The organism is Promicromonospora iranensis (genome assembly GCF_028994775.1).
GTDB lineage: Bacteria > Actinomycetota > Actinomycetes > Actinomycetales > Cellulomonadaceae > Promicromonospora > Promicromonospora iranensis_A.
In genome coordinates, this window is the sequence record NZ_JAJQMN010000002.1 from 154,106 (window position 1) to 176,290 (window position 22,185).

General features: G+C 71.0%; 20 protein-coding genes. 4 read left to right on the forward strand and 16 right to left on the reverse strand.

Annotation, left to right across the window (positions count from 1 at the left end; translation table 11 throughout):
* Positions 1-94: 94 nt before the first annotated feature.
* The 6 genes from LUU90_RS03540 to LUU90_RS03565 all read right to left on the reverse strand — a co-directional run bounded on the left by LUU90_RS03540 (position 95) and on the right by LUU90_RS03565 (position 6,861).
* Complete coding sequence (locus LUU90_RS03540; RefSeq protein WP_275001901.1) at positions 95-1,588, reverse strand: mannitol dehydrogenase family protein; 1,494 nt, start codon at positions 1,586-1,588, stop codon at positions 95-97.
* Complete coding sequence (locus LUU90_RS03545; protein ID WP_275001902.1) at positions 1,581-2,435, reverse strand: ABC transporter permease; 855 nt, start codon at positions 2,433-2,435, stop codon at positions 1,581-1,583. Before LUU90_RS03545 ends, LUU90_RS03540 begins: the two co-directional genes overlap by 8 nt.
* Positions 2,435-3,361, reverse strand: a complete 927-nt coding sequence (locus LUU90_RS03550; RefSeq protein WP_275001903.1) for an ABC transporter permease — start codon at positions 3,359-3,361, stop codon at positions 2,435-2,437. Before LUU90_RS03550 ends, LUU90_RS03545 begins: the two co-directional genes overlap by 1 nt.
* Positions 3,362-3,443: 82 nt before the next feature.
* On the reverse strand, positions 3,444-4,562 hold the full coding sequence (locus LUU90_RS03555) for an ABC transporter ATP-binding protein (RefSeq protein WP_275001904.1): 1,119 nt from the start codon (positions 4,560-4,562) through the stop codon (positions 3,444-3,446).
* Entirely contained in the window at positions 4,563-5,792 is a 1,230-nt protein-coding gene (locus tag LUU90_RS03560) for an extracellular solute-binding protein (protein WP_275001905.1), read from the reverse strand.
* Between the two features lie 55 nt (positions 5,793-5,847).
* Positions 5,848-6,861: a LacI family DNA-binding transcriptional regulator gene (locus LUU90_RS03565; protein ID WP_275001906.1), complete on the reverse strand. Its 1,014-nt coding sequence runs from the start codon at positions 6,859-6,861 to the stop codon at positions 5,848-5,850.
* A 132-nt stretch (positions 6,862-6,993) separates the two neighbouring features.
* Between LUU90_RS03565 and uxaC the strand changes: the two genes are divergently transcribed.
* On the forward strand, positions 6,994-8,421 hold the full coding sequence (gene uxaC / locus LUU90_RS03570; protein WP_275001907.1) for a glucuronate isomerase: 1,428 nt from the start codon (positions 6,994-6,996) through the stop codon (positions 8,419-8,421).
* Between the two features lie 166 nt (positions 8,422-8,587).
* Here uxaC and LUU90_RS03575 read toward each other — a convergent pair whose 3' ends face one another.
* On the reverse strand, positions 8,588-9,769 hold the full coding sequence (locus LUU90_RS03575) for an SGNH/GDSL hydrolase family protein (RefSeq protein ID WP_275001908.1): 1,182 nt from the start codon (positions 9,767-9,769) through the stop codon (positions 8,588-8,590).
* Between the two features lie 164 nt (positions 9,770-9,933).
* Here LUU90_RS03575 and LUU90_RS03580 point away from each other — a divergent pair, with 164 nt between their 5' ends.
* On the forward strand, positions 9,934-12,036 hold the full coding sequence (locus tag LUU90_RS03580; RefSeq protein ID WP_275001909.1) for an alpha-glucuronidase: 2,103 nt from the start codon (positions 9,934-9,936) through the stop codon (positions 12,034-12,036).
* 86 nt (positions 12,037-12,122) lie between these two features.
* On the opposite strand, the gene LUU90_RS03585 is transcribed toward LUU90_RS03580, so the two are convergent.
* Positions 12,123-12,632 carry a pyridoxamine 5'-phosphate oxidase family protein gene (locus LUU90_RS03585; protein WP_275001910.1) on the reverse strand — a complete coding sequence of 170 codons (510 nt, stop codon included), beginning with the start codon at positions 12,630-12,632 and terminating at the stop codon, positions 12,123-12,125.
* On the reverse strand, positions 12,629-13,768 hold the full coding sequence (locus LUU90_RS03590; protein ID WP_275001911.1) for a serine hydrolase domain-containing protein: 1,140 nt from the start codon (positions 13,766-13,768) through the stop codon (positions 12,629-12,631). The genes LUU90_RS03585 and LUU90_RS03590 overlap by 4 nt, the downstream gene beginning before the upstream one ends.
* 116 nt (positions 13,769-13,884) lie before the next feature.
* Here LUU90_RS03590 and LUU90_RS03595 point away from each other — a divergent pair, with 116 nt between their 5' ends.
* Both LUU90_RS03595 and LUU90_RS03600 read left to right on the forward strand, forming a co-directional pair.
* Positions 13,885-14,127 (forward strand): AbrB/MazE/SpoVT family DNA-binding domain-containing protein, encoded by a 243-nt coding sequence (locus LUU90_RS03595; RefSeq protein WP_275001912.1) that lies wholly within the window; start codon positions 13,885-13,887, stop codon positions 14,125-14,127.
* On the forward strand, positions 14,124-14,516 hold the full coding sequence (locus LUU90_RS03600; protein ID WP_275001913.1) for a type II toxin-antitoxin system death-on-curing family toxin: 393 nt from the start codon (positions 14,124-14,126) through the stop codon (positions 14,514-14,516). The genes LUU90_RS03595 and LUU90_RS03600 overlap by 4 nt, the downstream gene beginning before the upstream one ends.
* Here LUU90_RS03600 and LUU90_RS03605 read toward each other — a convergent pair.
* The 7 genes from LUU90_RS03605 to LUU90_RS03635 form a co-directional block, all read right to left on the reverse strand.
* On the reverse strand, positions 14,513-14,851 hold the full coding sequence (locus LUU90_RS03605) for a YnfA family protein (RefSeq protein ID WP_275001914.1): 339 nt from the start codon (positions 14,849-14,851) through the stop codon (positions 14,513-14,515). The two genes, LUU90_RS03600 and LUU90_RS03605, sit on opposite strands and share 4 nt — an antisense overlap.
* A gap of 89 nt (positions 14,852-14,940) precedes the next feature.
* On the reverse strand, positions 14,941-15,201 hold the full coding sequence (locus tag LUU90_RS03610; RefSeq protein ID WP_275001915.1) for a hypothetical protein: 261 nt from the start codon (positions 15,199-15,201) through the stop codon (positions 14,941-14,943).
* A 155-nt stretch (positions 15,202-15,356) separates the two neighbouring features.
* A complete protein-coding gene (locus tag LUU90_RS03615) occupies positions 15,357-16,277 on the reverse strand; it encodes a hypothetical protein (protein ID WP_275001916.1) in 921 nt (306 codons plus the stop codon).
* Positions 16,278-16,347: 70 nt separating this feature from the next.
* Positions 16,348-18,042, reverse strand: coding sequence for a metallophosphoesterase family protein (locus LUU90_RS03620; RefSeq protein WP_275001917.1), 1,695 nt, complete (start codon positions 18,040-18,042; stop codon positions 16,348-16,350).
* Positions 18,043-18,148: 106 nt separating this feature from the next.
* Entirely contained in the window at positions 18,149-18,829 is a 681-nt protein-coding gene (locus tag LUU90_RS03625; RefSeq protein ID WP_275001919.1) for a glycosyltransferase, read from the reverse strand.
* On the reverse strand, positions 18,822-20,402 hold the full coding sequence (locus LUU90_RS03630; protein ID WP_275001920.1) for a GH39 family glycosyl hydrolase: 1,581 nt from the start codon (positions 20,400-20,402) through the stop codon (positions 18,822-18,824). Before LUU90_RS03630 ends, LUU90_RS03625 begins: the two co-directional genes overlap by 8 nt.
* Positions 20,403-20,488: 86 nt before the next feature.
* Positions 20,489-22,132 (reverse strand): extracellular solute-binding protein, encoded by a 1,644-nt coding sequence (locus LUU90_RS03635; protein ID WP_275001921.1) that lies wholly within the window; start codon positions 22,130-22,132, stop codon positions 20,489-20,491.
* Positions 22,133-22,185 lie beyond the last annotated feature (53 nt).

A 22,185-nucleotide genomic window follows, 5' to 3' on the forward strand; every position in this document is an offset into this window, starting at 1 on the left:
GGTCAGACCGTACCAGGCACCGTTGAGTGCGGGATATTTGTCCAGCCGAGCGGGCTGGGAGAACAAATATCCCGCACTCAACGGCGGGTGCGGCTCAGCGGGTGGCGGAGCCGATCTCGGCGGCCACCGCGTCCAGGAAGCTCTCGGGCGTGCTCTCGGGCAGCAGGCCCGGCAGCCCGAGCAGCGCCCGGACGTCCTCCTCGGCACCGGCCAGCCCCTCGACGTCACCCAGCCCGTCGGCGCCACCCGGCACCTCGAAGGCGCTGACCACCGCGGCCAGCTCCTCGGCGCGGGGGTCGTCCACACCCTCGCCGGACTTCGTCCGGCTGCGGACGAACTCGGCCCAGGCGGCCAGGCCGAACGCCACACCCTCCGGCTCACGTCCGGCGGCCAGCGCGTCCTCGAGGACACCGCCCCACCGGAACGGGATCTTCTGCGTGCCGTCCATGGCCACCTGCGCGGTGGTGTGCCCGGTGTGGGGGTTGGCGAACCGGGCCAGGATCTGCTCGCCGTACTGGCGCAGGTCCAGGCCGTCGGGCGGGGTGAGCGTCGGCAGCGCGTCCTCGAAGAGGTACTGCCTGGCGCGCTCGGCGATCACCGGGTCGGTCACCGCCGCCGCGATGGTCGTGTGCCCCGCGAGCCACCCCGAGTACGCGACGAGCGAGTGCGTCCCGTTGAGCAGCCGCAGCTTGGCCTGCTCGAACGGCGCCACGTCCTTGGTGAGGGTGGCGCCGGCGGCCTCCCATGCCGGGCGGGGGCCGGCGAACCGGTCCTCGATGACCCACTGCGCGAACGGTTCGCCCACCACGAGCCCCTCGTCCCGCGCGCCGAGCGCCTTCGCGACGTGGTCACGCTGCTCCGGCGTCGTCGCGGGCACGATCCGGTCGACCATGGAGCACGGGAACGTGACCCGGGCGTCGAGGAAGCCGCGCAGGGTGTCCCCCGCGGCGCCCGGCAGGCCGGCGTCCACCGCCTGGCGCACCAGACGCTCGAGCACCCGCCCGTTGTCCACCATGTTGTCGCAGGTCAGCACCGTGATCGGGGCGCCAGAGGCGGCGCGTGCCGCGAGGCCGCGCACCAGTAGCCCGATCGCCGAGCCGGCCGCACGGACGGTAGACCCGCCCCGGACGTCGTCCCGGAGCGCCTCGAGGTCCCCCGCGACGGCGTCCAGGTCGAGCGACCCGTCCGGACGCCGGGCGTACCCCTTCTCGGTGATCGTCAGCGTCACCACGTGGGTGGTCGGTGCCGCGAGCGCCGCCAGCACCCGCTCGGTCTCCTCGGCGGGGTAGGCGACGTCGACGACCGAGCCGATCAGCTCGACCGACGACTCCTGCTCGCCCGCTGTCAGTACCGCATACACGCCGCCCTGGGGGCGGAGCTGGTCGCGGACCGTCGCGGACCGCTGGGTCACACCGAGGATGCCCCACACGGTGTCGCCGGTGGCGATCGCCGCGCGTTCGGTATAGACGGCCTGGTGAGCCCGGTGGAACGCCCCGATACCGAGGTGGACGATGCCCACCGCCGTCGGCATCACCGGCGCGTCGATGCCCACGGGGACGTTGTCCCGGTGCAGGCGGTCGTCAGTCATCGCGTGTCTCCTTCACCTGTGCCACGAGCTGCGTCGGGTTCACGAACCGCAGCGCCACCACGAGCATGACCAGCATGGTCGCGGTGTAGATCACCGACATGGCCGAGATGAGCTGTCTCGCCTCACCACCGCCGGCGGATGTCATGCCACGGTAGATCGCCACGACGAGTGTGTCCGATCCAGGACCGGACACGAGGAACGTCAGCTCGAACAGTCCGACGGTCCGGACGAGTACGAGGATCGCCGCGGCGAGGATACCCGGCACGAGCAGCGGGGCGAGGATCCGCGTGAACACCTGGCGGGTCCGTGCCCCGCACATCCGGGCCGCCGACTCGATGGCGGGGTTGATCTGCTCGATGAACGGGGTCATCGTCAGGATCACGAAGGGCACGGACGGCACGAGGTTGACCAGCACGACGGCGGTCAGCGTGCGCCCGAGCCCGAACGAGTACATGACCGTCGCGAGCGGGATGCCGTACGTGATGGGCGGCATGAGCACGGGCAGCAGGAACAGCAGCATGATCGCGCGCTTGCCCGGGAAGTCGCGACGGGCCAGCACGTATGCGGCGGGCACGCCCACCAGCACGGAGATGACCACGACGAGCGCCGCCACGCCGACGGTGACGCCGACCACCTCGCCGAGCGCGAACCGGTCCCACGCCTCGGTGTAGCGATCGGTGGTCAGCCCCTCGGGCAACCAGGTGTCGAACCACTGACGGCCGAACGAGTCGACGACCACCGCGACGAGGATGCCCACCAGGAACACCCCGAACGCGGTCATGCCGGCCCACACGAACCAGGTGGACGGTCGGGCGGCGAGCGGCCGCTCCAGCGTTGAAGCAGCCATCAGCCCTTCCCTCCCGTGGTCCCTCGGTAGAGCAGCGACCGCAGGCCCAGCACGGCCACCACGACGAGCAGCTCGACGGCGCCCATCATCAGCGCGATGGTGGACGCCATCGCGTAGTCGTTCTGCTCACCGAACGCCCGGAATGCCATGAGCGACATGACCCGGGTCTCCCCCATGGCGTCACCGACGAGTCGCGCGGACGGGAACACGGAGAACGCGAGCACGAACGTCAGCACGAACGTGGTGGCGAGGCCCGGTGCCAGCAGGGGCAGGATGATCCGCCGGAACCGCTGCCACCAGCCGGCACCCAGCGTCTTGGCCGCCCGTTCGAGTGACGGGTCGATGCCCGACAGGTACGACGAGATCAGCAGGAACGCGAACGGGAAACCGGTGATCACCAGGGAGAACATGACGCCCAGGTAGTTGTTCACCAGCTTGAGCGGCTCGTCGATGAGCCCGAACTCCAGCAGCGCCCGGTTGATCCAGCCCTGACGTCCGGCGAAGATCAGCAGCCCCTGCGCGGTGAGCACGGTGCCCAGCGTGATGGGCAGCACCAGCAGGGACGTCAGCAGCCGCTTGCCACGGAACCGGTGGCGCAGCACCATCGCGACCGGCACCGACGCGAGCACGTTGAACAGCGCGGCCGGCAGCGCGAGCCGCATGGTGAGCCAGACGGAGTCGAACACGAACGGGTCGCGGAAGAACGCCACGTAGTTGGCGAGGATCCCGCCGCCCCACTGCTCCTGCATCGCCGCGGTGGGCTGGACGGTGAGCCCGATCCCGTACGAGAACGGGTACACGAACAGGGCCAGGGCCACGACGAGGCCGGGCACGAGCAGGAGCAGCGTCGGGTCGATGCCCCGCTCGGCCAGGCGGTGCCGCAGGCTCGCGGTCGCCCGCCCCGTCTGCTGTCCGCCGCCGCTCACGACCTCGACCCTTTGGTCGTCAGCGCGGCCGTCGCGCCGGTACGGGGCACGTGGGCGCAACGGTCACGACCACGGGCGCGGCTCACGCTGCCACCTCCACCGGGACGACGGCGTCCAGCGACTCCGGGAACACCAGCACGCGCTCTACGGGCGCCGTCAGCCAGACCGCGCCGCCGACCTGCGGGGCAGTGGGTGTCCGCGCGTGCAGCATGGTGTCTCCGGTCTGCACGCCGACGGCGTGCTCGCGGCCGTGGTACTCGACCACCGAGACGGTGCCGGGAATCGCTCCGGCGCCGGCCGAGTCGGACGCGTCCTGGGTGACGACGAAGTCGTCGGGGCGGATCGCGACCCGCACACTGTCCCCCGCGGCCAGGGCGCCGACCGCACGCCCGGTGAGCCGGGCCCCGCCCTCGGCGGTCCCGGGGAGCTGGACGACCGCCTCGCCCCCGGACGCCGACACGACGGTGGCGGACAGGATGTTCCGGTACCCCATGAAGTCCGCGACGTACCAGCTCGTCGGGCTCTCGTAGAGCTCGTCCGGCGTGCCCACCTGCTGCACGCGACCCTCCCGCATGACGACCAGGCGGTCGGCCAGGGACAGCGCTTCCTCCTGGTCGTGCGTGACGTAGATGGTGGTGAGCCCGAGCGACTGGTGCAGCCGCCGGATCTCGGTGCGCATGTCGAGGCGCAGCTTGGCGTCGAGGTTCGACAGGGGCTCGTCCATGAGTACGAGCGACGGTTCGAGCACCACCGCGCGGGCGATGGCGACACGCTGCTGCTGCCCGCCCGAGAGCTGGCCCGGGAGCTTCCTGGCGTGCTCACCGAGCTTCACGAGCGCGATCGCCTCCCGCACCCGCGAGTCGATCTCGGCCCGCGGCCGCCCCTGCATCTGCAGGCCGAACGCGACGTTCTTCTCCACGGACAGGTGCGGGAACAGCGCGTAGGACTGGAACACCATCCCGAACCCGCGCCGCTCCGGTGGCAGGGTGTCGATGCGCTTGCCGTCCATCAGGATCTCGCCGTGCGTCAGCGGGAGCAGGCCCGCAAGGCAGTTCAGCGCCGTCGACTTGCCGCAGCCGGACGGTCCCAGCAGGGCGACGAACTCTCCGGCCTTGATCGTCAGGTCCAGCCCGGACAGCGCGTCCACCCCGCCGAACCGCCGGCCGACGCCGCGCAGCTCCAGGGAATCGAAGTCGCTCACTTAGGATTCCTCCTCCACCTTGCCGCCGCCGACCTCGCGGTCCCAGATGTCGAACGCGGTGACCATCGACTCGGCGTCGAGCGGCACGACGGCGTCCTGCGACTCGATGAGCTCGTCGAACTCGGGACGGCCGAACTCCTCGATCACGTCCTGCGACGCCTGGGGCGCGAGGTCGAGCGTGGCGCCCTCGACGGCCGGGCCGGGGTAGAAGTAGCCGGCGTCGTAGGCCTTGGCGTTCTGCTCGGGGGTGAGCATGTCCTGCAGCAGGAGCATGATCGCGCTGATCTTGTCCGCGCTCTGCCCCTTCGGGATCGCCGCGTAGTGCGCGTCGGTCACCCAGGTGAAGTCGTCGAACGCGGCGGCCTCCAGGGTGTTCGGGAGCTGCCCCTCGGCGCGCGGGGCGATCTCCCAGCCGGTGGTCGTGGGGACCATGGCCCAGGTGCCGTCGGCCATGTTCGTCACCACCTGGCCCGTACCCGTGGGGTAGGTGTCGACGTGCTGGCCGAGCTCCTTGAGGTAGGCCCAGGTCTTGTCCCAGCCGTTCTCGGGGTCGGTCGGGTCCTCGTCCCCCAGGATGTAGGGCAGGCCCATGAGGAACGTGCGGCCGGGACCGGAGTTCGCGGGGCGGGCGTACCCGAACTTGCCGGGGTTGGCCTCCGCCCACTCCAGCAGCTCCTCCGGGGTCGCCGGCGGCGTGTCGACGACGTCGGGGTTGTACTGCAGCAGCGGCCCTGACGGGTAGTACGTCGTCACCACGCCGTAGCCCTGGGCGAGCTCCTGCATCTTGGCGGCCGGCTCCAGGTAGTTCTCCTGGTTCGACACGCGGTCGCCGTAGTCGTCCACGATCGGCAGCCACAGGTCCTGGCTGATGCCGGCGGCCAGGCCGTCGTTACCGGTGAACACGACGTCGATCGACAGGTTGCCGCTGTCGACCTGCGGCTTGACGAGGCCGGTGACGTCGGGCGCGCCGCCCGTCTCCCAGGTGACGGACTCGATGACGTCCGGGTTGTTCTCGACGAACTCGTCGACCATGCCCTCGGTGAGCCGCTGGTTGCCCGCGACGTCGAGGATGTTCAGGGTGACGGGCTCGGAGGGCGTGTCCGGCACCTCGGCGGGGTCGCTGGCGGCGCCGCCGCCCTCGCCCCCCTGGGGTGCCGGCGGTGCGCACGCGGTCAGCAGGGTCAGCGCCGCGACGCCGACGAGCGCCATGGCCTTCTTCGAGGTTCGCATAGTGCCTTCCTCTCTCTCGGGCTCCATCGCCCAGGGTGTGTCGCCGGGTCGGGCGTCAGCCGACCGGCCCGGCAGGGACGGGTCCTGAGGACCCGCGAATCGTGAGCTCCACGGGGAGCTGTGAGCTGGTAGGAGTCCCGCCACGCAGACGGGCGAGCAGCAGGTCGACGGCGCGCCGGCCCAGGCGGGCGAGCGGCGCGTGCACCGTCGTGAGGGCCGGCGAGACGAGCGTGGCGAGCTGGACGTCGTCGAACCCGACCACCGACATCTCGTCCGGCACGTCGACGCCGCGGTGCCGCAGCCGGTCCAGGATGCCGAGCGCCATGAGGTCGTTGAACGCGACGACGGCGGTGACGCCGCTCGCCAGGGCGTAGTCGGCGGCCTGGGTGCCACCGGCGAAGTAGGGCTGGAAGGTACCGAGCTCCACCAGCTCGACCTCTCGGTGCTCGGCGGCGGCGACCAGCCCGGCGACACGACGTCCGCCCGACCACGACGACGCCGGACCGGCGGCCACACCCACCTTCCGGTGCCCGAGCGCGGACAGATGACCGAGCGCCTGGGCGACCCCGTCGGCGTCGTCCACCGAGACGGACGGGATCTCCGGCGCCGTGGTGTCGACCGTACCGTCGACCAGCTCCCGGCTCACCAGGACCGCGGTCACACCCACGAGCGCCGTGCGCAGCTCCGCGTCGCCCGACCGCGGTGAGGCCAGGAGCAGGCCGTCCGTCCGGGCGGAGAGGGCGCCGATCAGCTCCGCCTCGACGTCGGGGTCCTCGTCGGAGTCGGCGACGAAGACCTCGTACCCCTCCGCGCGGGCATGCGCCTGGACTGCCTTGGTCACCGTCGCGAAGTACGGGTTCTCCAGGTCGGGCACCAGCAGGCCGACGGCGTGCGTACGCCCCATCCGCAGGCCGCTCGCCGCCTGGTTCGGCCGGTAGCCCAGCTCCGCCGCCACGCGTGTCACGCGGTCGCGGGTCTCGGCGGCCACCCGTTCAGGGGATGCGAGGGCGCGCGACACGGTGGAGATCGAGACTCCGGCGGCGCGGGCGACGTCGTGCACCGTGACCATGGCACCTCCTCGTGACCGTTGCGACGCTGCAAACGTTTGCACCCTACCCTAGGTTAGAGTGCAAACGTTCGCACCCATCCTCCGTCCGGCCGCGCACCGCACCGGCCAGGCAATGACGCCAGGAGCACACGAATGACCCCATGGACCCTGCACCCCGACCGAGCGCTGCCCGCCGACCCCGTGACGCGGCCGATCGCCCGCGAGATCTACCAGGCGGTGCGGGAACTCCCGATCGTGTCGATGCACGGCCACGTCGACGTCGCCGCCTTCGCGGACGACGAGCCGTTCCCCGACCCCGCCCAGCTCCTCGTGGTGCCCGACCACTACCTGACGCGGATGCTCGTGTCGCAGGGCGCGAAGCTGCCCGAGCTCGGGGTGGGCCCGGCGGACGCGCCCGGCTTCGAGTCGGACCCCCGCGAGATCTTCCGGCGTTTCTGCGCGGGCTGGAAGCACTTCCGCGGCACGCCCACGCGGTACTGGCTGGAGCACGAGCTCGTCGAGATCTTCGGCGTGACCGTGCGGCCCTCCGCCGAGACCGCCGACCAGGTCTACGACCAGATCGCGGAGTGCCTCGCCGACCCGTCCTTCCGGCCGCGCGCCCTCCTCGACCGGTTCGGCATCGAGACCATCGGCACCACCGACCCGGCCTGGAGCAGCCTCGAGGACCACGCCCGCCTGGCCGCCGAGCTGCCGGGCCGCGTGCTGCCGACCTTCCGCCCGGACCCGCTGCTGCACCCCGCGCGCGGGACCTGGCAGGGTGACCTGGAGCGGCTCGCCACGGCGTCGGGCATCGCCACCGACACGTACGCCGGCTACCTGGCGGCGCTCCGCGAGCGCCGCGCCGCCTTCGTCGCGGCCGGCGGTCTGGCCACCGACCACGGCCACCTCAGCGCGGACACCACCCCGCTGCCCGACGACGCCGCCCGCGAGCTGTTCGAGAAGGCGCTGAAGGGCGGCTCGGACGGCTCGGGGATCAGCGCGGCGGAGGAGGCGGCGTTCTCGGCGCACATGCTGTTCCAGATGGCGGCGATGTCCGCGGAGGACGGCCTCGTCATGCAGCTCCACCCGGGTGTGCTGCGGGACCACGACACGGCGGTCGCCGCCACGTTCGGACCCGACAAGGGGTACGACATCCCCGTCGTGACCGAGTTCGCGCAGGGCCTGCGGCCGGTGCTGGAGGCGTTCGGCAACTCGGAGAGCTTCCGGATGATCGCGTTCACCGTGGACGAGGACGTGTACTCGCGGGAGCTGGCGCCGCTGGCCGGCGTGTACCCGGCACTCCGGCTCGGGGCGCCCTGGTGGTTCCTGGACGCGCCGGACGCGATGCGCCGGTTCCGGGAGGCGGCCACGGAGACCGCCGGCTTCTCGAACATGTCGGGCTTCGTCGACGACACCCGCGCGTTCTGCTCGATCCCCGCGCGCCACGACCTGGCCCGCCGCGTCGACGCCGGCTACCTCGCGCGCTTGGTCGCCGAGCACCGGCTCGACCTGGACGAGGCGCTGGACACCGCCGCTGACCTGACCTATCACCTGCCGAAGCTGGCCTACGCGGCCCGCTGAGCGGGCCCGTGCCGCCCTGCGCTGACTGGTGCTGACCCGTGCGCCCCAACCACTTCGAGGTCTAAGTTTCTCCGCTCTGAAGCGTTTCAGAGCGGAGAAACTTAGACCTCAAAGTGGTTGGCCTCGGCCGAGGTCGGCCCGGGTCCGGGGCGGCCAGGGGCCCGGGTCAGTCGCGGGGCAGGGCCAGCGGGGCGCCCTCGGCGAAGACCAGCGCCGCGAAGCGTTCGCCGATGCGGCGGTGGGTGGCAGCGTCCGGGTGGAGCCGGTCGGGCAGGGGCAGCTCGTCGGCGTCCGCGGGGCCGTACAGCTCGAGGCCGTCGAGGTGGTGCAGGTTCGGGTCGTCGGCGGCGCGCTCCGCCACGATGCGGGCGAGGTGCTCACGGATCACGGTGAGGGTGAGCTTGCCCGCCGCCCTTTCGGCCGGGTCGCCCGTCGCGCGGAACCGCAGCTGCCCCTCGGCGAGGGCGTCGGCGTCGAAGGCGCCGGGGCCTGGCGTGTCCTCGTGGATCGGGCACAGGATGGGTGAGACCAGCAGCAGCGGCGTGTCCGGGTGGCCGTCGCGGACGGTGTCGAGGAACCCGTGGACGGCGGGCCCGAAGGCGCGCAGGCGCATGAGGTCGGCGTTCACGAGGTTGATGCCGATCTTCAGGCTGATCAGGTCGGCGGAGGTGTCACGCATGGCACGTGCGGTGAACGGGTCGAGCAGGGCGCTGCCGCCGAACCCGAGGTTGACGAGGTCGACCCCGCCGAGGGACGCGGCCACCGCCGGCCAGATGTCCGTGGGCCGCACCGCGTTGGAGCCCTGGCTGATCGAGCTGCCGTGGTGCAGCCAGACGGGCCGCCGTTCCGGCGAGGGCCGTACCGGCGCATCCGTGCGCAGCTCGACGAGCTCGACGGTCTCGTTGTGGGGCAGCCAGAGCTCGACAGTCTTCTCGCCGTCCGGCAGCCCGTCGAACCGGACGCCGTCGACGCCGCCCTGCTCGACCTCACGGGCGCCCGTGGCCATGTCGATGGTCACGACCGTGGCCGCCGCGAGGCTGGCGTGCCCGGCCCTACGGCCGTCGACCACCAGGTCGAAGACGCCGAGCGGCCTGGCCGGAGCCCCGCGGAACCCGAACCGGGTCGCAAGCGCGCGCAGCTCGATGCTCGTGGCGTCGGTCGTGAAGGCCAGGCGCACCCCGGACGGCTGCGCCTCGACCATGGCGAGCTGGGGGTCGGCGGCCTGTGCCCGCGCCCAGGCCGGCAGCCGGTGCACCCGGACGCCGGTCGGCGTCTGCTCGAGCTCGGGGGCCCCGCGCAGCAGGTCGGCGGTCACGGGGGTGGTGTGCTGGAGCGGCCGGTCGGTCATGTCCACAGCGTATGGGCGGCCGACCGCCGGACGCCGATCGACGGGCCTGTTGCATCCTGATGAGGAACCCGGACCGGGAGTAGACCTGAGCCAGCTCGCTGAGGCACAGTTCAAGCAGAACCCCACATATATGCACATCAACCGCAAGACGGACGGGACGACCCATGACCGGTGACACTCAGCGCTCGACCTCCTTCCCCCATCCGGCGTGGTTGCCGGACGGCGCGTTCGCGGCGCTCGGCAGCCGCCGCGTGGTGGTGGCCGGAGACGGCGCACTCACGGGAACGGTCGCGGAAGAGGTGGCGGCGGCGACAGCACGGTTCGGAGGCGCGTTCTCCCGCCTCGAGGTGGGCGACGGCGTGGCCGACGCCGAACTGGTGCTGACGCTCTCGCCGACCGAGACCACGCCCGCCGGGACGTCACCGGCCGACCACGGCGACGACACCGACGAGAGCTTCCGGTTCACGCGGGAGGCGGGCTCCGTCGTCGTGCAGGCGCCGACCGATGCCGGGCTGCTGCGCGGCCTGTTCCACGTCGTGCGCCTGGGCGAGGCCGCGTTCGACGGGCCGGACGCCGACGAGACGCACGCCCCCGCCACCGACCTGCGAATGCTCGACCACTGGGACAACGTGGACCTGCACCCCACGATGGGCCAGGTGGAACGTGGGTACGCCGGTGGCTCCATCTTCTACGACAACGGTTTCGTCCGGGCGGACCTGTCCCGGGTGGAGCGGTACGCGCGGCTGCTGGCCGCTGTCGGGATCAACCGGGTGGCGATCAACAACGTCAACGTGCACGAGCACGAGGCCCGTCTGCTGACCGACGACCTGGGCGACGTCGTCCGGATCGCCGCCGTCTTCCGGCGGTGGGGCATCCGGGTGCACCTGTCGGTGTCGTTCGCCTCGCCGATGCTGCTCGGCGGCCTCGGCACGTCGGACCCGCTCGACCAGGACGTCGCGCACTGGTGGGTGCGTGCGGCGGCACGGGTGTGGACTGCGATCCCGGACTTCGGCGGGTTCGTCGTCAAGGCCGACTCCGAGGGCCAGCCGGGCCCGTTCGCCTACGGCCGCACCCACGCCGACGGCGCGAACATGCTCGCGGCGGCAGTCGAGCCCTACGACGGCCTGATCCACTGGCGGGCCTTCGTCTACAACCACCGGCAGGACTGGCGCGACCGGTCCACCGACCGCGCCCGCGCCGCCTTCGACCACTTCCACCCGCTGGACGGCACGTTCTCGGCCAACGTGATCGTGCAGGTCAAGTACGGTCCGCTCGACTTCCAGGTCCGGGAGCCCGTCTCGCCCGTCCTGGCCGCGATGCCGCACACCCGGATCGCCCTGGAGCTGCAGATCACCCAGGAGTACACGGGCCAGCAGAAGCACGCCGTGTACCTCGGACCGCAGTGGAGCCAGATCCTCGGGTTCCGGTTCTGGGAGCCCACGGGCCGGGACGGCGGGTCGCCCACTGTCGCGGACCTCGCGACCGGCCGCGGCAAGGCCGCCGAGGACCCTGGTACCGGCACGTGGCGCAAGCCGGCGGGCGGCTTCGCCGCCGTCTCCAACGTGGGCGACGACGAGTTCTGGACCGGGCACCCGTTCGCCCAGGCGAACCTCTACGCGTACGGGCGGCTGTGCTGGGACCCGACCCTGGACCCGGCTGCCCTGCTCGACGAGTGGGTGGGCCTCACGTTCCCGGGCGCACCGGACGCCGTCCGGCAGGCCGTGCACGCCGTGCTGGACCGGTCCTGGGAGACGTACGAGCAGTACACCGCGCCGCTCGGCGTGGGCTTCATGGTGCGCCCCGGCCACCACTACGGCCCCGACGTCGACGGCTACGAGTACACCCCGTGGGGCACGTACCACTTCGCGGACCGGGACGGGATCGGCGTGGACCGCACGGTGCGCACGGGGACCGGGTACGCGGGGCAGTACCCCTCACCGTGGCGCGAGACCTACGAGTCGCTGTCGACCTGCCCCGACGAGCTGCTGCTGTTCTTCCACCACGTGCCGTACACGCACGTGCTGCACAGCGGGAAGACCGTGGTCCAGCACATCTACGACACCCACTTCGAGGGCGTTGAACGGGTCGAGGCGATGATCGCCGCGTGGTCGGTCGTCGCGGAGCTCGTGGACCCGCACCTGGCCGAGCGGGTGGCGGACCGGTTCGCGGAGCAGCTCCGCAGCGCCACCGAGTGGCGCGACCAGGTGAACACCTACTTCCTGCGGAAGTCGGGCATCCCAGACACCCAGTCCCGCCGCATCTACTGACCACAAGCCGGGACCCCGAGTGGTCGGCAGGACGTCAGGTGGTCGGCAGTCCGAGCTGCCGACCACCTGACGTCCTACCGACCACCTCAGGCTCGCGGGGTGTGGCGGGTCTGGGCGTAGGTGCCCTTGGTGAAGGCCAGGACCTTCGTCGGTTCCACCGCGAAGACCAGGGCGGGGCCGGCGTCGTCGTTGCGGAAGACGCCGTCACCCACCTCGTACACCCACTGCCCGTCCCACTTGGTGCGCCAGGCTGCCGCGAGCCGCTCCAGGGCCGCGGAGTCGGTGACCCGGTAGGCCGGACCCTCGACCACGACGTCGACGCCCTCGTCCCAAGTGTCCCGGCCGGTGGTGAGCACGACGTTCGGGTTGGCGGTGAGGTTGACCGCCTTCTGCTCCTCCGGGCCCGTCGTGAAGTGCAGCGCGCCGTCGAGCCAGACGGCGACCAGCGGCGTGACGTGCGGGCGTCCGTCGGCGCGCACGGTGGTCAGCCAGCTGATCTGGGCGTTCTCGAGCACCTCCTGCGTCGCCTGCCAGCTGGTCGGCTCGGCGTCGGGGGCGCTGAAGCGGGTGTCGAGAGTGGTCACGGGGTCGTTCATGATCCTGCTCCTAGTTGTCTCGTAGAAAATTGGTCCGTAACAATGCGGTCTATCTCACCGGCGGCCGACCAGTCCGGGCTGAAGCGGTTCCGCATCACCGCTACCGCAAGGCCGGAGTCGATGTCGGCCCAGGCGGCGCACCCGTTGCCGCCGGCCATGCCGAACGTCGAACCGGGACGGGCCGTCACGTCCCCCGGCCGGTAGTCGCTGAACCCGAAGGCCCAGGTGGTGGCCGGTATGCCCATCACCTCGTCCGGCCCCGCATAGGCCGGGAGCGCGAGATCCGTCAGCCGGTCCGGTGAGACGAGGGAGACGTCGGCGTAGCCCAGCAGGCCCGTGTAGACCCGGGCGATCCCGCGCGCCGTCATGGTGCCCTGTGCGACGAGGTCACTGGTGAGCACGTCGCGCCGGTTGGCGAGGTCGGCGGTCGGCCGGGTCGCGGGCGGGACTGCCCGGCCGGCCGGTGTCCCTGGATCCAGGTGGTGCGGGCGCGCTCCAGGCACCGCCTCCTGGCGCGCGACGCGGTCCAGGAGCACCGGCGGGACGCCGAAGTGCACGTCGTCCTCGACACCGAGCGGGCCGGTCACCGCCTCGTGCAGCCACCAGGTCAGCGTTCGTCCGGTCGCCCGGCGTACCGTCTCGCCGAGCAGGAACCCGAAGGTATGGACGTGGTATCCGAAACGGGTGCCCGGCTCCCACCAGGGCTCGGCGTCCGCGACCGTGCGGCACATCAGGTCCCAGTCGCACAGCTCCTCGACGGTCGTGGCGTGCGGCAGGCCCGGTACACCGGCCGTGTGCATCAGCACGTGCCGCAGCGTCACATCGCCCTTGCCGTGCGCGGAGAACTCAGGCCACACGTCAGCGACCCGCAGGTCGTAGGTCAGCTCGCCGCGCTCCACGAGTACGTGCGCGACGGCGGAGGCGACCCCCTTGGCCGTCGACGTGGCGAAGAACAGGGTGTCCGAGGTGACGGGCAGCCCGCGTCTGGCGTCGGCCGAGCCCGCCACCGCGTCCACGACCAGGTCGCCCCTGTGGATGACCGCCACCTGGAGGCCGACCTCGCCGCCGTCGGCCACGAGGCGGTCGACGGCCTCCTGGACACGTACCTGCGGGATGCCCGCGGTGTTGTTCGCCATGCACGGTCCGACCGGCGTCGGACAGAAAACTCATCGGCGCAAACCGACGCAGCCATCGTCACCCGTCTACGGAGGTGCGATAGTTGGACAGTAGGAATCTCTTACCGGAGGCTGCGATGACCATCCCGACTCTTCGACCCAAGAACCAGGTGACGGTACCCAAGGACGTCGCCGAGGCCGCTGACCTGCATGTCGGCGACGCTCTCGACTTCACCGTCGTCGACGGTGCGGTGGTGATCACCAAGGTCGAGCTCGGACGGCCAGCGAAGGACACCCGCCCCACTGCCGAGGACTGGCTCGCCGCGGCCGATTACGTCGGCAAGCGTGACCGAGAACTCCTGAACCGGCTCGCACAGTGACGCACCTCGTCCCGGCGCACATCGCGCTGCGGATGTTCGAGATCGCTGAGGGGATCAAGCCCGTGGTCCGCGACCTCGGGCTCCTGGAGTCTTCGCTGACGCGCGCGAGCATGAGTTCGTACGGCCACGAGCTCTATCCCGGCATCCACCTCAAGATGGCGGCCACGCTCGACTCCGTGAACCGGAACCACCCGCTCGTCGACGGCAACAAGCGACTTGCGTGGATCGTGGTCGCTGCGACGTATCGAGTGAACGGCTACCCCCACCTGGTCGGCACGGTGGAGGAGCACGAGGCGCTGGTGCTGAAGGTCGCGTCCGATCACCCTGAGCTGGACCGGATCGCCGACCAGTTGCAGGCGATGTTCGACCCCGTGTCCGAGACCGACTAGTTCGGCACGGCACGCGGCGCGTACATGATGATCGCGACGCCGACCAGGCAGATCAGCGCCCCGGCGACATCCCAGCGGTCCGGGCGAAAGCCGTCGACGACCATGCCCCAGACCAGCGAGCCGGCCACGAAGACGCCGCCGTAGGCCGCCAGGATGCGGCCGAAGTTCGCGTCGGGCTGCAGGGTCGCGAAGAAACCGTACAGGCCCAGCGCGATCACCCCGGCGCCGATCCACAGCCAGCCCCGGTGCTCGCGAACGCCCTGCCAGACGAGCCAGGCGCCGCCGATCTCGAACAGGGCGGCGGCGATGAACAGGATGATCGAGCGTGTGACCATGTCACGACGGTAGACCGTTGCGCCCGCTCAGGAGCCCACCCCCGACAGCCTGCCCAGGAGTCGAGCGACAGGAGGCCGGACGCCGGACCTCAGCCCGCGTCGAACCGTTCCTCGCCCTCCAGGTCGGGGTCGTCCTTGGGGTGCTCGCCCGGGATCGCCTTCTCGCCTGCCGGGTCCTCGGTACGGTCGAGGCCGTCGTCCGCGCCGTCGTCCTGGCCCGGCACGTCGCGCGGTCCGGGATTGGTGCGGCCCTGCACGTCGTCGTCGGCGGAGACGGGATCGACACGCGGTCCGGGGTTGGCCTGCGGGGCCTGTGCGTCGTCCGTCCGGTAGTCCTCGTTCTCGCTCATGCTGCGCTCCCTCCGGCTGGGTGGTGCGGCGGCGCGAGCGTGGGGACGACCGCGCCGCCGCCCCTCGACCGTACGGCTGTGACGTCCCGCTCGCATCCAGATCGGTCGAGACCGTCCGGGCACGTGGGCCTCCGCGGGAGTCCGCGCCGCGAGCGCTACAGCGGCGTGTCCCCCGGGATCTTCCGGTCCTGCACCCGGGCGCGGGCCGGCAGGCCGATGTCCCAGAACTCGATGGTCTGCAGCACCCAGAACAGCGCGAAGATCAGCATCATCACGGCCTCGACCACGAACAGCGTCTGCGGGAACAGGTCCGGCAGATACCGGTCCAGGATCACCATGGTGGCCAGGCCCACCACGAGCACGGCGGCCATGACCACCGCGATCCACCGGTACCAGACCCGGTACGCCCGGGCGGACATACCGCGCAGCCGTTCGAGCGCCTGGGCGGTGACCGCATGGTCCGAGCCGTTGATCCACGCGACGGCCACGAGGCAGGCGAACAGCAGGACCGCCGCCGAGTAGTGCGCCGAGGTCAGGAAGCTCGCGGGCCAGGCCAGCAGCCAGATGCCGGTCCCGGCCCACGCCACCCAGGTGAGCCACAGGTCCCAGCCCGCGCGGCGGCCCAGGTCGCGCCGCCGGGGCCAGGTCGACAGCAGCAGCACCACGCCGCCCACGACGAGCAGCGTGCCCACGTTGTTGCCCACCCGTTCCGGCACGTCCAGGCAGTACGGCTCGGCGGTGCACATCGCGGCGTCGAGCGGCGTCGGGATCAGCGCCACGGCCACCGCGGACATGCCCGCGAAGTTGAGCAGCACCTCCTCGGCCCCGCGCCGGCCCTTGATCGCGATGAGACACGTGCCGATCGCCACCAGCGTGCCCACGAAGATGCTCTGCACCGGCGAGTAGAAGTACGCGCTGATCGACGCGTGCCACCACTCCTCGCCCGAGCCGAGCCTCCCGTGGTCGGCGACGATCTGCATCGTCAACGACACGAACAGCACCAGCACCACCGCCACGATCGCCACCCGCAGATAGCGATAGGTCAGCCGTACCGGGTCCCCCTGCTTGATCCCCATGCGCTTACTGTGGCCTAAGTGCCACAGACCGGACAATGTTGCACCGAACAATGTTGCACCGCCGAACCCGCTATCGGGTCAGCGGGTTGGGGATGGTCACCGAGCGGACCACGTCGTTGACCTCGTTGTCCGGCGTCCTGGCGTCGACGGTGCCGAAGTCGCGCGCCTCGACCACCACCCGGTCGTCGAAGACGTCGACGGTGAGCCCGCGGTTGACGTCGCGCGTCACGATCTCCTTGATGCCGGACGTGGCCTCCCCGCGCGCGTCCCACTCCACCTGGACCGCGCCGGTGTTCACCGTCCAGAAGCCGTCCGGGTGGCCGCCCGCCGTGCGGCGCTGCACCGCCCAGTCGCCGAGCTCGAACGGATAGTGCGTGTGCCCGCTGAACAGGATCGCGTTGGGGTGGGCGCCGAGCAGCTCGGTCAGCTCGTCGTTGTACTGGTAGCTGTCGCTGTACCAGGGGATCCACGACGCCGAGACCGTGTCGCCGAGCGGGAAGTGCGAGATGACCAGCACCTGCTTGTCGCGCTCCGACCAGTACGCGAGCCGCTCGCGCAGCCACTCGACCTGCTCGCGGGACATCGGCACCTCCGGCGGACGCGCCGCCTCCTGGCCGAGGACCAGCACCGGCACGTCGCCGCCCGAACCCTCGAGAAGGTACTCGTCCCACACCCGGTCCCGCTCCGCGAAGTCGAGGAACCGGTCGCGCAGGGTCTCCCACGACTCGCCCGTGTAGCTCTCGTGGTTGCCGATCGCGGCCACCACCTGCTCCGGCAGGACGCCGGCCGCGCCGGTCATGACGTCGTCGACCTCCCGCCACTGTGCTGCCGAGCCCGAGTCGACGATGTCGCCCACCATGAGCAGCCCGTCCGCGTCCGGGCGGACGGCGTCGAGGTCGCGCAGAGCGTGACCGAGGTCGTCCGGGTCACCCTGGATGTCGCTGAGCACCCACGCCGTCGTCGGGTCGCCGCTCGCCGAGGGCAGGGGCGCGCGGACCGCCACGGAGTCGATCGCCCAGTACCAGGAGTTCGCGCCGGCCGTGAAGTGCCAGCGGAAGACGGCGCGCTTCGCGCCACGGGGCACGTCGACCGGCACGGTCTCGGTGGCGTTCATCAGCGCGCCGTCGTAGTTGTCGGTGACCGTGGAGCTGTCGTAGCGGACCAGCTCGGTCTCCGCGCCGCCGTCGAACGCGACGGTGACCCGGCCGGTCTGCCCGGCCCAGCCCCGGTAGTGCGAGTCGAAGGTGAGCTCGACGCGGTCGCGGCCCTTGACCTTGACCGGCGCGGAGGCGAGCGTCGTCGCGTAGCCGCCCGGCGTGCCGGCGCCGTCGGCGAACTCGTCCGAGTCGGCCACGGCGATCACGTCCTGCGCCCGGGCGAACCGGTAGCGCATCTGGTCCTCGGCGTCGGTCCAGAAGTCGCGGGTGGTGAACGACCAGCCGCGCCACTCCTCGACGCCGCCGTCCGCCATGTCCGGGCCGTTCTCGACGGACCAGCCCCGGGGGGCGGTGTGCGTGAAGCCCACGACGCCGTCCTCGATGCCCGGGTCCTCCGCACGCGGCAGCAGGTCGTCCGCGAGGGAGTCGAAGCTCTCCCGGTACAGCACACCGTCGGTGGCCCGGGTGTTGGCCTGACCGCCGGGCTGGGCGGGGCCCGGCTCGGCGGGACCGGCCAGAGCCGTGCCCACGGTGCCGGCGGCGAGCAGGCTCGCCCCCACCAGCACGGCTGCCGTGCGTCGGGTCCGAGCGTGGAAGGTGGAGGTCATTCCGGGTGCCTCTCGTCGACCTGATACGTCCGGCGCAGACGCTACGGCCGCGAGGTGTCCGACGCCGGACCCGGGGCCGACGTCCAGGTGAACGGTGGTGCGGGCGTCATGCGCCGGCGGTGAACCGTTCCTCGACGTCGGCCAGCAGGGGGCCCGCGTTGCGCAGCACGAAGGCGAGCCACACCACCGCGAACATGCCGAACAACGCCTCGTTGGTCAGCACGATCACTCCCCCCGCGAGCACGAGCAGGGAGAGGTTCCCCAGCGCGACGAGCGGGCGAGCCGCGAGGTAGTAGGCGGCGAGCCGTGCCGAGTCCCGCGCCCGGAAGCCGAAGAACGAGACGATCACCAGCACGTTCACCGTCCACAGGAGCAGCCCTGCGCCGATGACGAGGAGGACCGGTGCGTACCACCCGGGCACCCCTGACGCACCGAGGTTCGCCAGCGAGAACCCCACGAGACCGAGCACCACGAGCGCAGGAGCCCACACCCGGAGGACGTCGGCCCAGTTCAGGCGGTATCCCCGCCAGAAGAAGGACGCCGGCGTCAGAACGTCGGCGGTGGCCCGGGCACGCAGCGCGAACAGCCCGGCCGATGCCGCCGGGCCGAGCGGCAGCAGACACAGCACCACCAACGGGGCGTTGCCGGCCGACCGGTCCAGCAGCGCGAGGGCGACCAGGGCCGGCAACGAGGTCAGCACGAGCAGCAGCTCGACCACGAGGTACCAGTAGACAGCGTTCGCCGCCCGCCCCAGCGGACCGTCGCCGAACTCCCGGCGCTCAGCCACGGCCCAGGATCCGGGTGTCGTCGAGCCAGGACGGGGTCTCGTCGCGTACGACGTCGAGGGTGACCAGCGTGATGCCGTGCCGTCCGATCGTCAGGTCGAGGTCCACCCGGCCGCCGCCGTCGATCGGTAGCGAGCGCGCCCGTCGCGCGGGCTCGCTCGCCTCGTGCAGCGCGTCCAGCTGTCTGCCCGAAGGCGACGCGGGCCGCCCCATCTCCCGCCAGGCCGCCCAGGCGTTGCCGGCGGTCTCGTCGACGTCGTGCCGCATGACGAACACCCGACTTCCGGTCGAGGTCGCTCCGCTGGTCGAGCCTGTCGAGACCCCTGGACCGGTCTCGACAAGCTCGCCCGCCGAAAGGACCGGGACACTCAGCTGCAGCTCGTGACGGTCGGGCTCGGCCGCGTCGTCGGTCCCGCCGACGGGCTGCCAGGCGAGCACCGTCACCTGGCCGGTAGCGGGGTGTCGCGTGACCAGGTGGTCGACGCCGCGTGCGAGGATCTCCGACCCCATCCGCGCCATGAAGGCGTACAGGTGGAAGGTCGGCTTGCGCACCTGCCGGTGGGCCAGCATCCCGAAACCGCCGTGGAAGAACGACGCCGGCACCCCCACCTCCTCGAAGACGTCGCTGAACGTCCAGTAGGAGAACGAGTCCGCGTGCTCGCCACCCTCCGCGAGGACCAGCGCGAGGTAGGCCGCGTTGTACGCCGTGTCGTGCACCGGGTTGTCGGGCCGGTAGCTCGTGTTGAACTCGGTGACGTGCAGCGGCCGGTCCGCGAGCGCCGTCCCGGCGAGGATCTTGCGCGGCTTGGCGAACTGGTCGAGCAGGTGCTGGGGCCGTCTGAACGTCTGGTAGACGCCGAACGGCACGTGCTGGGCGGGCCCGGAGCTGTAGGCGTGCATGGAGAGGAAGTCTGCGGGCAGGTCGCGCTCGGTGACGAACTCGGCGAAGGGTTCCCACCAGTCGTCCGCTCCTGGTGAGATGGCGGGTCCGCCGACCTGGAGCGACGCGTCGACGTCCTTCACGGCGTGGACGGATGTCTCGTAGAGCCGGAAGTATGCCGCCTGGTCGCCCGCCCAGAACTGGGGAAGGTTGGGCTCGTTCCACACCTCGACGGGCCAGGTGCGCACCTCGTCGAGGCCGTACCGGTCGATGAGGTGCCTCAGGAGGGCTCGCACCAGGCTCGCCCACTCGGCGTGGTCGCGGGGCGGGGTGACGTTGCCCAGCCACCAGAACACCGTCCGGTCGCCGGACGCGAGCCCGCCGGGCATGAAGCCGAGCTCGAGGAACGGTTTGATCCCCAGCCCCAGGTAGGCGTCGATCACCTGGTCGACATAGGTGAACACGTAGGCGGTGCCGCGGTGCCCACCGGCGTCGTACGGGCGGTGAATCGCGACGTCGTCGTGCAGGAGGCCGTGCCCCCGGATGTACCGGAACCCGATCTCGCGCTGCACCAGGGCCAGTGAGTCCTGGTAGTCCTTGCGCAGCGCGAGACCGAACCGGCCCGTGCCGACGCAGGTACGCCAGGCGTCGCTCAGTGTTCCGGCGGCCTCGGTCGGCACGATGGTGCGGGACACGGATCTCCTCGGTCGTCCGTTCGGGCGTGGTGGGGCGTGCGGGCCGTCGACGACGACCCGCACGCCTCGTCAGGTCTGTGCGAGGGTCACTCGCCGCCGGCGATGGCGCCGTTGGCCAGCTCGACGTAGTCGGCCATGCCGGCCGCCTCGAGCTCGGCGACGTAGTCGTCCCATTCGCTGAGCGGACGGTCGCCGACGATGAACTGCGCGGTGTTCTGGTAGACGATGTCCTGCAGGTTCGTCTGGTAGAGGGTCGCCTGCTCCTGCTCCATCTCGTCGTACGTGATGGCCGGCGGGAGGGGCAGCTCCTCCTTCGAGTTCATGCCGTCGAGGAACTCGATGACCTCGTCCCGCAGCATCGACTTGTCCAGGTCCTCGGTGGAGCCGTGCGCGAGCATCCAGACGCCGTTGTGGTACCCGAAGTCCTTGCGGAGCTCCTTGGGTGCGCCGGGGTTGAGGCCGTTGACGTCGATCTCCTCGTTGAGGACGCGCTTGTCGCCCTCCCGCTCGAACGTCTCGCCCTCGACGCCCCACTTGGCGAACTCGAGGCCCTCGTCCGAGTAGTACAGCCAGTCGACGAACTGCAGCATCGCCAGGAAGTCGTCGTCCTTCGCCGCCTCGGCGCCGAACACGATGCCCGACTCCCTGCGCGAGCCCGGCGCCAGGTAGCTGCCGTAGGGACCGGCCGGCACGACGATCTGGCGTACCTCGGCGTCCTTGTTGCCGAGCTGGTCGAAGTTGTCGCGGTACTTCACCAGCTCCTGGTCGTTCGAGCTGATGGCGGCGACGTTGCCGGAGGCGAACTTCTGCTCGCCCTGCTCCATCTCCTGGGTGACGGACTCGGGGTCCATCAGGCCGTCCTCGACGAGGGAGGCGAAGTACGTCACCAGGTCGCGGTAGCCGTCAGAGGCACCGGCGTAGGTGAACTCGCCGGCCGCGTCGTCCCACCACAGGCCGTTGATGAAGCCGGTGCCCGCTGCGGTGCCGAAGTTGGGCGCCGCGGCGTTGAGCGTCTGCTCCATCGGGCTGTTGATCGACCACTTGTCGCTGAACGGGTAGTCGACCTCCGGGTTTGCCTCCTTGACGGCCGCGAGCTGCTCCTTGAACTCGTCCCAGGTCTCCGGGTCCTCGGTGAGGCCTGCCTTCTCCCACAGGTCGGAGCGGACCGCGATCGAGTACTGCGGCTTGGCGATCTCGTGGATGCCGGGCAGGAGGTAGTACTTGCCGTCCTCCTGGCGCAGCTGCTCGACCTCGGCCTCGAGCCCCCACTTCTCGATCTTGTCGAGGAAGTTGGGCATGTGCTCCACGTAGTCCGAGATCGGCAGCAGCGCGTTCCGGAACTGCGTCTCCTCGCCCGCGTAGATGGAGGGCATGATGTCGGGCGCGTCGCCGGAGCTGATGAGGACCGAACGCCGTGTCGCCAGGTCGGCGAGCGGCACGTTGACGTAGTCGAACTCGACGTTCTGGTTGGCCTTGAGGTGCTCGACGATCGACCAGTCGTCCTTGAACGGGTAGTCCGGGTGGTCGCGGTACAGCAGGCTGAAGTCGACGGGCTCTGTCGCCTTGAACGTGGTGCCGACCTCGAAGTCCTCCATGTAGCCGACCTGCGACTCCATGTCGATGGCGCCGGACTCCTCCTCACCACCACCACTGGTCGAGCATGCGGTCAGGGTGACGACCAGGGCCGACGCAGCGAAGCTCGCGGCAGCCCGTCTGCGGGTGATCCTCATGGTTCTCCTTCAGGTTGTGAACGTCGTCGTTCAGGTCAGGCGGGACCGGGTGG

Excerpts from the sequence above, each read along its gene's own strand:
- LUU90_RS03615 (WP_275001916.1), bottom strand. The coding sequence starts at position 16,277 with ATGGGGATCAAGCAGGGGGACCCGGTACGGCTGACCTATCGCTATCTG.
- LUU90_RS03560 (WP_275001905.1), bottom strand. The coding sequence starts at position 5,792 with ATGCGAACCTCGAAGAAGGCCATGGCGCTCGTCGGCGTCGCGGCGCTG.
- LUU90_RS03635 (WP_275001921.1), bottom strand. The coding sequence starts at position 22,132 with ATGAGGATCACCCGCAGACGGGCTGCCGCGAGCTTCGCTGCGTCGGCC.
- LUU90_RS03610 (WP_275001915.1), bottom strand. The coding sequence starts at position 15,201 with ATGAGCGAGAACGAGGACTACCGGACGGACGACGCACAGGCCCCGCAG.
- LUU90_RS03620 (WP_275001917.1), bottom strand. The coding sequence starts at position 18,042 with ATGACCTCCACCTTCCACGCTCGGACCCGACGCACGGCAGCCGTGCTG.
- LUU90_RS03575 (WP_275001908.1), bottom strand. The coding sequence starts at position 9,769 with ATGACCGACCGGCCGCTCCAGCACACCACCCCCGTGACCGCCGACCTG.
- LUU90_RS03565 (WP_275001906.1), bottom strand. The coding sequence starts at position 6,861 with ATGGTCACGGTGCACGACGTCGCCCGCGCCGCCGGAGTCTCGATCTCC.
- LUU90_RS03545 (WP_275001902.1), bottom strand. The coding sequence starts at position 2,435 with ATGGCTGCTTCAACGCTGGAGCGGCCGCTCGCCGCCCGACCGTCCACC.
- LUU90_RS03595 (WP_275001912.1), top strand. The coding sequence starts at position 13,885 with ATGACCATCCCGACTCTTCGACCCAAGAACCAGGTGACGGTACCCAAG.
- LUU90_RS03590 (WP_275001911.1), bottom strand. The coding sequence starts at position 13,768 with ATGGCGAACAACACCGCGGGCATCCCGCAGGTACGTGTCCAGGAGGCC.
- LUU90_RS03540 (WP_275001901.1), bottom strand. The coding sequence starts at position 1,588 with ATGACTGACGACCGCCTGCACCGGGACAACGTCCCCGTGGGCATCGAC.
- LUU90_RS03585 (WP_275001910.1), bottom strand. The coding sequence starts at position 12,632 with ATGAACGACCCCGTGACCACTCTCGACACCCGCTTCAGCGCCCCCGAC.
- uxaC (WP_275001907.1), top strand. The coding sequence starts at position 6,994 with ATGACCCCATGGACCCTGCACCCCGACCGAGCGCTGCCCGCCGACCCC.
- LUU90_RS03580 (WP_275001909.1), top strand. The coding sequence starts at position 9,934 with ATGACCGGTGACACTCAGCGCTCGACCTCCTTCCCCCATCCGGCGTGG.
- LUU90_RS03605 (WP_275001914.1), bottom strand. The coding sequence starts at position 14,851 with ATGGTCACACGCTCGATCATCCTGTTCATCGCCGCCGCCCTGTTCGAG.